13 protein-coding genes are annotated in these 13,598 nt (G+C 69.9%); 5 read left to right on the forward strand and 8 right to left on the reverse strand.

Annotated elements, in window-relative coordinates; genetic code table 11:
* Position 1 precedes the first annotated feature (1 nt).
* The 4 genes from QZ749_RS02935 to QZ749_RS02950 all read left to right on the forward strand — a co-directional run bounded on the left by QZ749_RS02935 (position 2) and on the right by QZ749_RS02950 (position 3,929).
* Positions 2 to 1,075 carry a branched-chain amino acid ABC transporter permease gene (locus QZ749_RS02935; RefSeq protein ID WP_296943082.1) on the forward strand — a complete coding sequence of 358 codons (1,074 nt, stop codon included), beginning with the start codon at positions 2 to 4 and terminating at the stop codon, positions 1,073 to 1,075.
* A gap of 280 nt (positions 1,076 to 1,355) precedes the next feature.
* Positions 1,356 to 2,015: a choice-of-anchor J family PEP-CTERM protein gene (locus QZ749_RS02940; RefSeq protein WP_296943084.1), complete on the forward strand. Its 660-nt coding sequence runs from the start codon at positions 1,356 to 1,358 to the stop codon at positions 2,013 to 2,015.
* Positions 2,016 to 2,032: 17 nt separating this feature from the next.
* Entirely contained in the window at positions 2,033 to 2,482 is a 450-nt protein-coding gene (locus tag QZ749_RS02945; protein WP_296943086.1) for a post-PEP-CTERM-1 domain-containing protein, read from the forward strand.
* Positions 2,469 to 3,929, forward strand: a complete 1,461-nt coding sequence (locus QZ749_RS02950; RefSeq protein ID WP_296943087.1) for a PA domain-containing protein — start codon at positions 2,469 to 2,471, stop codon at positions 3,927 to 3,929. The genes QZ749_RS02945 and QZ749_RS02950 overlap by 14 nt, the downstream gene beginning before the upstream one ends.
* Before the next feature lie 272 nt (positions 3,930 to 4,201).
* On the opposite strand, the gene ppa is transcribed toward QZ749_RS02950, so the two are convergent.
* On the reverse strand, positions 4,202 to 4,738 hold the full coding sequence (gene ppa, locus QZ749_RS02955) for an inorganic diphosphatase (protein WP_296943089.1): 537 nt from the start codon (positions 4,736 to 4,738) through the stop codon (positions 4,202 to 4,204).
* Positions 4,739 to 4,910: 172 nt separating this feature from the next.
* Positions 4,911 to 5,144: a hypothetical protein gene (locus tag QZ749_RS02960; RefSeq protein ID WP_296943091.1), complete on the reverse strand. Its 234-nt coding sequence runs from the start codon at positions 5,142 to 5,144 to the stop codon at positions 4,911 to 4,913.
* Positions 5,145 to 5,287: 143 nt separating this feature from the next.
* Here QZ749_RS02960 and QZ749_RS02965 point away from each other — a divergent pair, with 143 nt between their 5' ends.
* Positions 5,288 to 6,685: a PLP-dependent aminotransferase family protein gene (locus QZ749_RS02965; RefSeq protein WP_296943093.1), complete on the forward strand. Its 1,398-nt coding sequence runs from the start codon at positions 5,288 to 5,290 to the stop codon at positions 6,683 to 6,685.
* A 143-nt stretch (positions 6,686 to 6,828) separates the two neighbouring features.
* Here QZ749_RS02965 and QZ749_RS02970 read toward each other — a convergent pair whose 3' ends face one another.
* The 6 genes from QZ749_RS02970 to hemC form a co-directional block, all read right to left on the reverse strand.
* On the reverse strand, positions 6,829 to 7,872 hold the full coding sequence (locus QZ749_RS02970) for a S41 family peptidase (RefSeq protein WP_296943095.1): 1,044 nt from the start codon (positions 7,870 to 7,872) through the stop codon (positions 6,829 to 6,831).
* 30 nt (positions 7,873 to 7,902) lie between these two features.
* Entirely contained in the window at positions 7,903 to 8,991 is a 1,089-nt protein-coding gene (locus QZ749_RS02975) for a S41 family peptidase (RefSeq protein WP_296943096.1), read from the reverse strand.
* A 272-nt stretch (positions 8,992 to 9,263) separates the two neighbouring features.
* On the reverse strand, positions 9,264 to 10,460 hold the full coding sequence (locus QZ749_RS02980) for a heme biosynthesis protein HemY (RefSeq protein ID WP_296943097.1): 1,197 nt from the start codon (positions 10,458 to 10,460) through the stop codon (positions 9,264 to 9,266).
* A gap of 4 nt (positions 10,461 to 10,464) precedes the next feature.
* Complete coding sequence (locus QZ749_RS02985) at positions 10,465 to 11,628, reverse strand: uroporphyrinogen-III C-methyltransferase (protein ID WP_296943099.1); 1,164 nt, start codon at positions 11,626 to 11,628, stop codon at positions 10,465 to 10,467.
* On the reverse strand, positions 11,625 to 12,395 hold the full coding sequence (locus QZ749_RS02990; protein WP_296943101.1) for a uroporphyrinogen-III synthase: 771 nt from the start codon (positions 12,393 to 12,395) through the stop codon (positions 11,625 to 11,627). Before QZ749_RS02990 ends, QZ749_RS02985 begins: the two co-directional genes overlap by 4 nt.
* Entirely contained in the window at positions 12,388 to 13,401 is a 1,014-nt protein-coding gene (gene hemC / locus QZ749_RS02995) for a hydroxymethylbilane synthase (RefSeq protein WP_296943102.1), read from the reverse strand. Before hemC ends, QZ749_RS02990 begins: the two co-directional genes overlap by 8 nt.
* Between the last annotated feature and the right edge of the window lie 197 nt (positions 13,402 to 13,598).

The raw sequence follows: 13,598 nt of genomic DNA on the forward strand, positions 1-13,598 counted from the left end.
CATGCTGATCAAGTTCCTGTCCGGCGACCTGCCGCGCAGCCGCATCCTGGCGGCGCTGCTCGCCGTCATCGTGCTGGGCCTGCTGCTGGCGCCCTTCCTGTTTTCCGGCGCGCGGCCGCTCAACACGGCGGCTACCATCTGCATCTACATCGTGCTGGTGGCGTCCTACGACCTGCTGCTGGGCTATACCGGCATCGTCTCCTTCGCCCACACCATGTTCTACGGCATCGGCGCCTACGGCATCGGCATCGGGCTGGCCAGCGTCGACGAACCCACCTGGGGCGTCATGCTGGCCGGCCTGGCGATCGCGCTGGCGCTGACGGTGGCGCTGGCCCTCGTCATCGGCCTGTTCGCGCTGCGCGTGCGCGCCATCTTCTACTCGATGATCACGCTGGCCGTGTCGGCCTCGTTCGCGGTGCTGGCCTCGCAGCTGTCCGACTTCACCGGCGGCGAGGACGGGCGCACGTTCGGCGTGCCGGAAGTGCTGACGCCCGGCTTCACGCTGCTCGACGGCGAGGTGTTCGGACGCGCGCTCGACGGCCGCCTGGTCACGTACTACGTGGTGTTCCTCGGCTGCGCGCTGCTGTTCCTGTTCCTGCTGCGCCTCGTGAACTCGCCGTTCGGCCGCGTGCTGCAGGCGATCCGCGAGAACGAGTTCCGCGCCGAGGCGCTGGGCTACCGCACGGTGGTCTACCGCATCTGGGCCAACGTGCTGGCGGCCGTGGTGGCGGCGCTGGCCGGCGCGCTGATGGCGCTGTGGCTGCGCTACGTCGGCCCCAAGACGATGCTCGGCTTCGAGGTCATGACCGACATCCTGCTGATCGTCGTGATCGGCGGCATGGGGACGATGTACGGCGCGGTGGTGGGCGCCACGCTGTTCATCCTGGCGCAGAACTACCTGAAGGCGCTGATGGGGCACGCTTCCGACGCCCTGGCCGGCGTGCCGCTGCTGGCGGCCGCCCTGCACCCCGACCGCTGGCTGCTGTGGCTGGGCGTGCTGTTCATCCTGTCGGTCTACTTCTTCCCGGTCGGGATCGTGGGCAAGCTGCGCCTGCGGCGGTTCCGCCGGCCTTGATGCGTCGCGTGGACGGGTTCCCCGTCCACGCGTCCAACCGGCATTCGAACCTTCGCGCGCCGTGCATGCCCGCGCCTCCGTACGGTGCGCACCCCGTGCGCACCGTACGCCACCGCAAGTACTACCTCACACGACTTCCTTCATCCAGCCCATCCATTAGCCAAAGATCAAGCCGCTCGCCCACGCGATTCCTATGATGGGCGGGTAGGGCTCGGCGACCGGCCAGCGCGAGCGCCCCACCCGCGTCCCCCTCTTTACTGGCTCCAATGAAAGGGCTCCCATGAAACCCGTGAAAACCTTAGGTGCGGCAGCGGCGCTTTCGCTGTCCGTGCTGGGCGCCACGGCCGCGCAGGCGGCCGGGGTCGAGATACTCAACGAAGGCTTCGCCAGCGTCGCCGGCCTGGACGGATGGGTACAGGTCAATGCCAGCGTGCCGCCGGGCAGCGGATGGTTCCAGGGCAACGCGCAACTGTTCCCGGCCCAGGCCGGCCCAAGCGATTCCTACGCCGCCGCCAACTTCCTCGGCGCCGGCAACGGCATCGGCACCGTCGACAACTGGCTGATCACCCCCGCGCTGGACCTCTCCGGCACCACCCTGCTGAGCTTCTACACGCGCCACGACGCCACGCCCGGCTTCAACGACGTGCTGGAGGTGCGCTTCTCGTCCGGCGCGGGCACCGACCCGAGCGGCTTCGACACCGTGCTGGCCACGCTCGGCGGCACGGCCGGCTATCCCGAAGACTGGCAGCAATTTACCGCCAGCATCACCGAAAACGGCAGCGGCCGCTTCGCCTTCCGCTACCTGGGACCGGCCGACACCCTGAACTATGTGGGCCTGGACACGGTCAGCGTCGTGACGGCCGTCCCCGAGCCGTCCGCCTGGCTGATGCTGGCGCTGGGCGCGGGCCTGCTGCCGGCGCTGCGCCGCCGCGCATCCTGACGATCACGGAGGAAACCATGTCCAAGCCAATGATGTTGCGCGCCGGCGCCCTCGCCGCGCTGTGCCTGCTGGCCACCTGCGCGCTGCAGGCCCGGGCCGCCGGCCTGCAGGACGGCCAAGTCGGTGGAGACGATCCCGGCCAGGATCGCGGCCAGGAAGGGATGGTGGTCGTGCGCGACCCGCAGACCGGCAAGCTGCGCGCGCCCACGGCCGAGGAGGCGCGCGCCCTGCGGGCGAAGACGCCGCGCGATGCCGCCATCGGCGCGGCGCGCGCGCCGCAGGTGGTGGCCGGCCGCGCCGGCGCGCGCGGCGTGCGCCTCGGCGAGAAGTCGATGGTCTACGACGTCGTCACGCGCGACGCCGACGGCAAGCTCTCCAGCCAGTGCGTGCACGGCGCACAGGCCGCGCAGGACGCCCTGCACCGCCCCTCCCCCGACGCCAAGGAGCACGACCATGCAACCCGCTGAACGCCTGCCGTCCCTGCAGTCCCTGCGCCGGCCGCTCGCCGCCCTGGCCGCCGCGCTGGCGCTGGCCTGCTGCGCCGGCGCCGCCCGCGCCGCGGCCACCATCGTCATCGTCAACCTGAACGAGGCGGGCGTCGGCTTCAACGACCCGACGCCGGTCGCCCCGGTGGGCGGCAATCCCGGCACCACGCTGGGCCAGCAGCGCCTGAACGCCTTCCAGCGCGCCGCCGACCTCTGGGGCGCCACGCTCACGAGCGACGTCACGATCCGCATCGGCGCCTCCTTCGAACCGCTGTCGTGCACGGCCACCAGCGCCGTGCTGGGCGCGGCCGGCGCCAACGAGATCTGGTCCGACTTCCCCAACGCCCCGCGCGCCGAGACCTGGTATCCGGCCGCGCTGGCCAGCAAGCTGGCGGGCGAGGACGTCGCCACGCCGGGCCAGCCGCACATCATCGCGCGCTTCAATTCGCGCCTGGGCCTGTCCGCCGACTGCCTGCCTGGCGAAGGCTTCTACCTGGGCCTGGACCGCAACTTCGGCAACGGCATCGACCTCGTCACCGTCCTGCTGCACGAGTTCGCCCACGGCCTCGGCTTCCAGACCTTCACCGACGACGAGACGGGCGAGGAAATCCTCGGCATCCCATCGATCTGGGACTACTACCTGCTCGACAACCGCAACAACCGCACCTGGGTCGAGAGCACGCCGGCCCAGCGCGCCGCCTCCGCGGTCACCTGGCGCGGCCTGTCCTGGAACGGCCCCATCGTCACGGCGGCCGTGCCGCAGGTGCTGGGACCGGCCTCGAACCTGGGCATCGCGGGTCCGGCGGCGGGCACGGCGGCCGGCAACTACGGCGTGGGCGACGCCACGTTCGGCCCGGCGTTGTCGAATCCGCCCGTGCGCGGCCAGCTGATGCCGGTGGTCGACCAGCCGGACGGCAACGGGTATGCCTGCCAGCCGCTGGGCACGCTGAACGCGCTGGCGGTGCGCGGCAACATCGCCCTGGTCGACCGCGGCGGCGGCTGCGACTTCACGGTCAAGGCGCGTAACGTGCAGGCGGCCGGCGCGCTCGGCATGGTGGTGGCCGACAACCAGCCCGGCGACGTCGCCGGCCTGGGCGGCAGCGACCCGACCATCGCCATCCCGTCGGTGCGCGTCACCCAGGCCGACGGCGCCACCATCAAGGCGGCGCTGCAGCGGCGCGCGCGCACGCAGTCGGGCGTGGTCGCCAGCCTGGGCCTGGACAGCGCGCGCCTGGCCGGGACCGATGCCGCCGGACGCATCCTGCTGTACACGCCGGGCGCCTATTCGCCGGGCTCGTCGGTATCGCACTACACGACGGAAGCGCGCCCGAACCAGCTGATGGAGCCGGCCATCAACACCGACCTGACGCACGACGTCACGCCGCCGCGCGACCTGACGTTCCCGCTGCTGCGCGACATCGGCTGGTGAACGTGGCGATCGCGGGTGGGCGGCGGCGCGCTGCCGACGTGCTGCCCATGCGCTGCCCACCCGCTACCTACCCGTTGCCCAAGCGCGGTGCCCACCCGGATGCCAACACGGGATGCCAACGCGGGAGGTCCACGCGGGAGGGCCACGCGGAATGCCTGCATCATGCCGGCCCCGCGGACCACCGACAAAAAAGGCCGGTCACCCGAAGGTGCCGGCCTTGTTCCTGCCGCCGCGGCGCCCCGTCCCGGACGCCGCGCCGCGCGAGGCTGCGCTTACTGCTGCTTGGCTTCGAATGCCTTCACGCCGTTCACGATTTCTTCCTTGGCGGCGTCCGGGCCTTCCCAGCCGTCGACCTTGACCCACTTGCCCTTCTCGAGGTCCTTGTAGTGCTCGAAGAAGTGCTGGATCTGGCGCAGGGTCAGTTCGGGCACGTCGTCCACCGTCTTCAGGTTGGCGTACAGCGGCAGCAGCTTCTCGACCGGAACGGCCAGGATCTTGGCGTCGCCGCCGGCTTCGTCGGTCATCTTCAGCACGCCCAGCACGCGGCAGCGCACCACCACGCCCGGCAGCAGCGGGAACGGGGTGATGACCAGCACGTCGCACGGGTCGCCGTCGTCGGCGATGGTGTTCGGGATGTAGCCGTAGTTGCACGGGTAGTGCATGGCGGTGCCCATGAAGCGGTCGACGAAGATCGCGCCGGATTCCTTGTCCACTTCGTACTTGATCGGATCGCCGTTCATCGGGATCTCGATGACGACGTTGAAATCGTTCGGCACATCGCGGCCGGCGTTGACGTTGTTCAGGCTCATGGGTTTTCCTTGATTACGGGCTTGGTTTCGAATCCGTCGTTTCTTCGCTTGATGAAGAAACAATAAAGGGAGCCATTATAACGAATCGCTTCATCCTTGTGCGGTGCGCAAGATCCTAATGGAACCCGGAAAGAACGGCCTTCCGGTGCGCCGCCGGATGGACGCGACGTCCCTACAACGACATGCCGAACGTCTTGATCATGACGTAGGCGAGCAGTGCCACGCCCAGGAGCGCCAGCACGAAGAGCGCGGCCACCTTGCCGCTCGCGCGCAGCACCGCGCGCCGCTCGATCGCCTTGTCCGGGGACTTCTTCCCCTGGTCGTAGTGCCACTTGACGGCGAAGAACATCCCCGTGCCCAGCACGAGAAACTTGAACGTAACGAAAACTACCGGGATCCATTCCATTTTGCGTATTCCAGTCATGACTCGACACCATCCAGCGCGTGGAGCGCGACCGCGACGGCCCGCCCCCGGCAGCCATCCACGTCGTCGCTGCCCCTCGCGCTAAGGCATACTACGTGAAAGCAATTTCCATACATCGAGACAAAATGTCCCAGTTGAGAACCCGACAAGACGACGACCTGCCCGCCTGGCTGCCGCGCCTGGCCGCGCACGGCGGACCGCGCTTCCTGCAGATTGCGGATGCGTTGCAGGCGGCGGTGGCGGGCGGCGCGCTGAAGCCGGGCGACCGCCTGCCTCCGCAGCGCGCGCTGGCGGCACGGCTCGACGTCGACCTGACGACCGTCACGCGCGCCTACGACGAAGCCAGGCGCCGCAACCTGCTGGAGGGCCGTGGCGCCCGCGGCACCTATGTCGCGGCGCCGAAGGTCGAACTGACCGCGGTCCTCGACCTGAGCATGAACACCCCGCCGCCGCCGGACGGCGTGGACTTCGACGACATGCTGAAACAGGGCCTGTCCCAGGTCCTGATGGGGGCGGATAACCAGGCGCTGATGAATTACCACCTGGGCGGGGGAAGCGACCCCGACCGCAAGGCCGGCGCCCGCTGGCTCGCACCGATGTTCGGCCAGGTGGATGCGCAATGCGTCGTCGTCTGTCCGGGTGCGCAGGCGGCGCTCGCCGCGCTGGTCCTCGCGCTGACGGCGCCCGGCGACGTCATCCTGGCGGAGCCGACCGGGTATCCCGGCCTGGGCGCCGTGGCCACGCAGTGCGGCCGGCGCATCGTCGCGGTGCAAGCCGACGCGCACGGGATGGCGCCCGCCATGCTCGAGGAAGCCTGCCGCCGGCACCGGCCCGCGCTGGTCTACCTCAATCCGACGTTGCAGAACCCGACCACCGTCACCATGCCGGCGCAGCGCCGCCGCGAGCTGGCCGCCATCGCGCAGCGCCACGACGTGCGCATCGTCGAGGACGACCCCTACTGGCTCCTGGCCACCGCCCCGCCCCCGCCCATCGCCACGTTCGCGCCGGAACGGGTGGTGTACATCTCGACGCTGTCGAAATGCCTGACGCCCGGCCTGCGTGTCGCCTTCGCGCTCGTGCCCGACCCGCACGAACGCGAACGCTTCCTGGCCGCGCTGCGGGCCTTCGCCCCGATGTCCACGCCGCTGACCGCCGCGCTGGCCACCCAGTGGATCCTGGACGGTTCGGCCGCGCGCTTGATGGAAGGGGTGCGCCGGGAGGCGCGCCTGCGCCACCGGATGGCGCGCGACATCCTGGCGGGACGGTACGACGGCGTCGGCGACGGCCTGCATGTCTGGCTTCCCCTGCCGGCGTATTGGCGGTCCGCCCAGCTTGCGCGTGCCGCCGCCAGCGAGGGCATCGCCGTCACGCCGGCGGAGGCGTTCGCCACCGGCAGCGGCGCCGAGCATGCGATCCGGATCTCGCTGGGCAGCATCCAGGACCGTGGACGCCTGCGGGCCGGCCTGCAGCGGCTGTCCCAGCTGCTGGCGCGGCGGCCCGCGCCGTCCGACGCCGTGGCCTGACCGGCCGGTGCGGCGACCGGCCGCCGCCGTGGCCGGCGCGAAGGCGGCGCCGACGGCCTGGCGGGCCCGGTGCCCGGGCCACGCCGGACCTGCTGGCGGGCACGACCGCATTGCGCGCCGTCCGCCCGGGCCGCCATCGCCGGTCAGTTCGCGCCACGACGCGCCAGGCCGGCATCACGCTGCCGCCGCAGCCTGTCCAGCGCCACCTCGAGCGCCTCGGCCGGGGCCACCGCGACGTCGGGCGCGACGCCCGTGCCTTCCCAGTTCGTGTGCGTGATCGGGCTGATGCTGCGGCTGTTCGGGATGGCGGCATAAAAATGGTCGCCCAGGCGATACGGGGCGACCGGATGGGCGCCGCCCCAGGTCCGCGCGCCGACCACGGTGGCGCGTTGCAGTGCTTGCATCGTGTAGGTGAAATCCTCGCCGGCCGAGGCGGTGCGGGGGCCTGCCAGGATCATCACGGGTTTCTTGCCGCCATAGCGTTTGCCGTCGAGCCGGTCTTCGGTCCAGAACTGCAGCGTCTGGCCGGAGTCGCGCGACCAGATGTCGTTCAGACGGGTACGCCGGTCGACGAAGTAGCTGATCAAGAGCGCCACCGACTGGGGGGAGCCCCCGCGGTTGTCGCGCACGTCGATGACGAGCGCATCGGTGTCGGCCAATGCGTTCAGCGCGGACGCGTACCTGGCCGCGACAAGGGACGGCGGTGGAAATGCCGAGATCCGCAGATAGCCGATGGCAGGCCCCAGGCGGCGGACCTCCTCGACGCCGCCGTTGCGGACCGGCGCCGCATTCGCCGCCGCATTCGCCGCCACATTCGGCTCGCGCCCGGGGCGCAGCACCTCGGGACTGAACCGCACCTTCATGTGCAGATCGTGGGCCACGGCAGCCATGTCGGCGCTGAGCTGCGCGGCGAATTGCATGCCGTTGGCGATCGCATCGTACTTGCCGTCCCGCAGCCGCTGGCGCAGCAGCGTTTCGATCTGCCTTGCCTTGTCGGGGAACACGTAATGCCGGTGCAGTTCCACAGCCAGCGCATCGATCGTCTGCTGGCGCATGGCGCCGTCGAGCACGACGTCGGCGGGAGGCTTGAGGGCAAACGCGCCGGCCAGCGCCAGCGACGACATGACGAGCAGGACGGCGAGCCTGGTTGTCGCGCCGGCCAGTGCGAATTCGCGGGAAGTGGTCATCGGTTTCGTCGGCGGCCGCTTGTTGTCGAATCAATGGCGCACGGCCACGTGCGCGGACACGTCGATGCGCCGCTGCAACAGTTCCCTTGCCGCCGCCAGCGCCTTGTCCTGCGTTGCCGGAATGTCCGGGATGACGCCTGTCCCCTCCCAGTTGGCATGGGTGATCGGACTGATCGTCCGGCGATCCGGTATCCAGGCAGCAAAATGGTCACCGAGGCGATAGGGCCGGCTGGGGTGGGCGCCGCCCCAGGTCGGTTCGCCCAGCACCGTGGCGCGTTTCATTGCCTGCATCGTGTAGGCGAAGTCTTCGCCCGCCGATTTGGTATCGGGGCCGACGAGGACGACGACGGGTCTGCTGCCGCCATAACGCTTGCCGTCGAGCCGGTCGGTTGTCCACTGCGCCGTGGTGACGCCGGACGTACGATCCCAGAGGTCGTTGAGGCGGGTGCGCTGGTCGACGAAATAGCTGACCAGCAAGGCGACGGTTGCCGGTCCGCCGCCGCGATTGTCGCGCAGGTCCACGATCAGGCCGTCGGTGTCGGCCAGCTCGTCCATCGCCGCGGCGTAGCGTTCGGCCATGAGGAAAGGGGGAGGAAAGTCGGGCAGCTTCAGGTAGCCGATGTTGTGCCCGATGTGATCGACTTTTGCCACGCCAACTTTCCCCAGGCTCAGGCCGACGCCCAGAAGGAAGCGCATGGCGAGCGGGGTGCGTCGTTCCCATTGCGCCTTCGACACCGGCTGGGGCGGGTCTGCACCGTCGTACGGCACTTCCTCGGCACGGGCTTCCACCATCATGTGCTTGTCGTCGGCCACCTTGTGCAGATCGTCCGTCAGCTGCGCCGCGAACCGTTCGCCATCGGTGATCGACGCGTACCGGCCCTCGCGCAGGTGCTGGCGCAAGACCGCTTCCAGCTGCCTGGCTTTTTCGAGAAAGACATAGTGCGCATTCAGTTGCGCGATCAAGCTGTCGATCGCTTCCTTGCGCGTTCCCTTGTCGATCACGATCTCCGTCTTCGGCTTGAGTTCCGCCAACCATGGGAACCAGACATCGATGGTGGCAATCGCCCCGAACAGCGTCAGGACCAGCAATAACGGTACGACGATCCATTGTCTTGTCATGGTTTCCCCTGATGGCGGCACATGCGTGGTAATGCCGGGAAGAGCGGAGGCTTCATTGCCCAGGCAATGAAGTGGATCGATATTAGCACGACAATTACCATTGATTGGCAATATTTCATGCCAACCCTAAACCATGGACATTCAGTGCCATGCCAGCGCGCATTGCGCGCGCATCAACGCACTGGAAGCGCGCCAGTACGATGACATATTCTTTCAATAAAAAAGCCTGGAAGAAATAATCTTCCAGGCTGTCGACGATGACACGGCGCTGCTTACAACACCGTCGCCAACGCACACTGCCGGAAATGGTAATCGGCCTGCTCCCGCTGCCCCAGCGCCTCGTGCAGCTGGGCCAGCTTGAGGTGCGCCTCGCGCACGGCGTCCGGCCCGGTGGCGTCGGACAGCGCCTGCTCCAGGTAACGCTGCGCCTTGCCCCACAGTTTCTGGCGCAGGCACAGCGAACCGAGCGTCAATGCCAGTTCCGCGTCGCCCGGATGCTCGCGCAGCCAGGCTTCGCAGCGCTCGATCTGGGCCAGCAGCGTGGGCGAGCCTTCCGGGCCGGCGGCGTCGCGGTAGGCGCGCACGACACGCTCGTCCCAGCCGGCCTTGAGCGCATCCTCGACGATCACGCGCGCCTCGTCGTGCAGGCCGCGCGCATTGAAGGCGGCGGCGGCGCGCGCCGCGATGGCGGGCTGCAGGCGGTCGGCGGCGGGCACGCCGGCCCAGACGCCGCGGATCGATTCGGCATCGTGGCCGCCCTCGCCCAGCAGCGCCTCGTAGGCCAGTTCGCGCAGGCGGCTGGACAAGGCCGGATGCAGGGCGTTGCGCTTGTCCAGCGTGCGCACCAGGCGCAGCACCTCGGGCCAGTTGCGCGCCTGCTGGTTGGCCTTCATCGCCCACTGCAGCGCGTGGATGTGGCGCTGGCCGCTGGCGTTCAGTTCCGCCACCGCCTCCAGCGCCCCTTCCGGCTTGTGGTCGTCGACCAGCAGTTCGGTCACCGTCATCAGGCGCGCCGTCTTCATGGCGTTGTCGGAGGCGATGCCGGCCAGCCAGGCGTCGCGCCGCGCCGGCTCGCGCATGCGATGCGCGGCGCGGGCGCCGATCAGGGCGGCCAGGCCGGCGTTTTCGGGCAGGTCGGCGGCGCGCATGGCGGCCTTCTCGGCGTGGCCGAAGCGGCCTTCGAACAGCGCCTTGAGCGCGTCGCGCAAGCCCTTGTTCGCTTCGCGCTCGCGCTTGCGCTGGCGGTACGCGGCCACGCGCTCGGGCATGCGCAGCGTGGAGCGCACGGCGCGCGCCAGGCCGTAGAGCAGCAGGAACAGCAGCGCCGCCAGCACCACGAACAGGTTCAGCGACAGGTCGATCCGGTGCGGCGGGTAGAAGAACACCACGTTGCCGGGGTTGAAGCGGGCGGTCACGGCGATCCCGATCGCCGTGGCCATCAGGGCGACTAACCAGAGAAGTAAACGCATGGGCCTAGGGCTTCGATTTGTAGTTGCGCACGGCGTTCAGGCTTTCGGACAGGTCCGGCACGTCGATCGAGACATTGTTGGCCTGGACTTGGCGCAGCAGGCCCTGCACGGTCTGGGTCGAACGCGCCTTGGTGTCGAAATACTTGAGCACCATCTGCTGCGCGGTGGCGAGGTCGTCGCGGAACGTGCCTTCGTTGCGCGACAGCAGCGCCAGGCGCGCGTTCAGCAGGCGCAGTTTCAGGTTCTCGCGCACGAAATACGATTCGCTCGGCGACAGCATCAGCGCTTCCGGCGTGTCCACCGTGCGCACGCGGATCAGCTGGCGCATGTCGTCCCACATCTCCTGGCTCCAGTTGCGCCAGGTCGCGGTGACGCGCTGGCCCAGCGTCAGTGCCGGCGCCGGCGCGGCCGCGACGGCGGGAGCGGCGGCCTTGCCCGCGCCGGCGCGGGCCGGCGGATTCACGCGCGTCGGCGCGATCGGCTCGGCCGGTTTTTCGTCGGACAGCAGCGGTAGCGCATCGATCTGCGAGATGACGTTGTCCAGGCGCAGGGCGATGCCGGCCTGGTCGACGGCCGGCAGCGCCTTCAGCTTGTCGATGTCGCGCGCGATGGCGCGGCGGATCGTGATGAACTGCGGCTTGTCGGAGCGCGACAGCGAGCGGTCGGCGTTCTGCAGGGCGATCAGCGCGCCCTGCACGTTGCCCGCCAGCTGCAGCTGCTGGCTGGCGGTGGACAGCACCTGCTCGATCTCGGACAGCGCCCATTCGTCGCGGTTCTTCGACACGTCCTGGTACATCTGCTCGAGCGCGGCCTGCTGGCTCTGCGACTCGGCCTGGCGGTTTTCCAGCACGCCGACCTTGACCTGCAGTTCCTTGGCCGTCTCCTGGGTGTCGCGCACCAGCTGCGCCGTCTCGGCGTTGGACGCGCTGTCCTTCTGCAGCGTGCGCGCGACGTCCTCGCGCAGCTTGTTGAAGCGGCTGTGGGTCGACCAGGTCTGCAGCGCCAGCAGCACCGCCAGCGCGAGGATGGCGATGTTCTGCGGCTTCTGGAACAGGCCGGGCGCGTCGGGCACGCGCGGCTCGGCGGCCGGCGCGGCCGGGGCCGCGGGTGCCGCGGGTGCCGGCGCGGCCACGTTCGCGTGTTCGGGGTTGTTGGGCAATTCGTTCATGCTCGTGATTGTAACGCGGCAAGCAGGCGCTCGTCGCCGGACCCGGTCAGGGTAATCCGCCCGAAACCCAGCGCCCGTGCGGTTTCCGCGATCCTGGCGTGGGGCACGACCAGGTGGTGTTGTTGCAATATCGCCACACTTGATGGACCGTCAAGCCGTTCCACCATCCCGACCAGGCCGCGCAGCGCCTCGGAGCTGGTGACGATCCAGTCGCAGCGCCGTCCCAGCAGGTCGCGCAGCGCGTCCGCCAGCTCCGGCGTCAGGGCCGGCACGGCGCGGCGGTAGGCGGCCACCGTCTCGACCTCGGCGCCGGCCGCGCGCAACGCGTCCGGCAACAGCTCGCGCCCGCTCTCGCCGCGCACCACCAGCACGCGGCGCCCGCGCAGCCGCGCCAGGTCGAGCGCCTGCAGCAGGTGTTCGGAATCGCTGTGCGCGGGATCGCGCGGGCAGTGGATGGCGACGTCGGCCTCGGTGATGCCGTGGCGCGCCAGCGCGGCGCGGCTGCCCTCGCCCACCACGGCGATCGGGACGCCGGCCGGCCAGCGGCGCACGTGCGCCAGCGCGGCGTCGACCGCGTTGGGCGACACGAAGGCGACCAGCGCATACCCGTCCAGCCCGTCCAGCACCGCCTTCAGGCCGGCCTGGTCGGCGATCGGCGCAATGTCCAGCAGCGGCAGCAGCACCGGCGTGCGGCCGAGGGCGGCCACCGCGCGGGCCAGCGGCTCGGCCTGCTGGCGGGGACGGGTGATGACGACCGCGTCAGGCATTCCCGGCATCGCCGGCGGGGTCAGCCACGGAGTCGGCCACTGCCTCGGCCTTGCATTCGGCCAGGATCCCGGCCGCATCCTGCCGCTCGAGCAGCTGCGAGACCTGGTCGCCCAGCGCTTCCGGCAGCGCTGCCGGGCCGGAGGCGCTGGCGAGCGCGTGGCGGCGGCCGTCCGGCGTGCCGACCATGGCGCGCAGTGCCATCGTGGCGCCGTCGACGGTGGCGTGCGCCGCCAGCGGGATCTGGCAGCTGGCGCCGAAGAAGCGCGACACCTGGCGCTCGGCGCGCACCGCGTGCGCCGTGGGTTCGTGGTTCAGCGGCGACAGCAGCGCCACCAGGTCGACGCCGTCGGCGCGCGGCCCGGCCACGATCTCGATCGCCATCGCGCCCTGGCCGGCGGCCGGCAGGCTGTCGTCGGTCGACAGGTAGGCGCGGATGCGGCGTTCCAGGCCCAGGCGCTTGAGGCCGGCGGCGGCCAGGATGATGGCGGCGTAGTCGCCACGATCGAGCTTGCCGAGGCGGGTGTCGAGGTTGCCGCGCAGCGGCTTGACGACCAGTTGCGGATACCTGGCGGCGATCAGGGCCTGGCGGCGCAGGCTGCTGGTGCCGACGATGCTGCCGGCGGGCAGGCCGGCGAGGCTGTCGAAGTCGTTCGACACGAAGGCGTCGCGCGGGTCCTCGCGCTCGAGCACGGCGGCCAGCGCGAAGCCCTCCGGCAGCTCCATCGGCACGTCCTTGAGCGAGTGCACGGCCAGGTCGGCGCGCCCGTCGGCCATGGCGACCTCGAGTTCCTTGACGAACAGGCCCTTGCCGCCGACCTTGGACAGGGTCTTGTCGAGGATCTGGTCGCCACGCGTCGTCATGCCGAGGATGTCGATCTGGCACTGCGGATATAATGCCGCGAGCCGGTCGCGCACGTGCGTGGCCTGCCACATGGCCAGGCGGCTCTCGCGCGATGCGATGGTCAGTGTCGCGGGGAGCTTCTGGGTCGTGTCGTTGGAGTTCAAAACGGATTCTTTCACTGTCGTTGTGCCTGGATCGGCCGACGTTGGTGGGCGCCTGCCGCTGATCATAAATTCTAGCATGCGCCAACACGAACCCGTCCCGTAGGGTGGACGGGTTCCCCCGTCCACGCGTCCGACACACGCCGCCTGGACGCGTGGACGGGAAACCCGTCCACCCTCAGTACTGCCGATTAGTTGTT

It is taken from the genome of uncultured Massilia sp. (assembly GCF_913773735.1).
Taxonomy (GTDB): domain Bacteria; phylum Pseudomonadota; class Gammaproteobacteria; order Burkholderiales; family Burkholderiaceae_D; genus Telluria.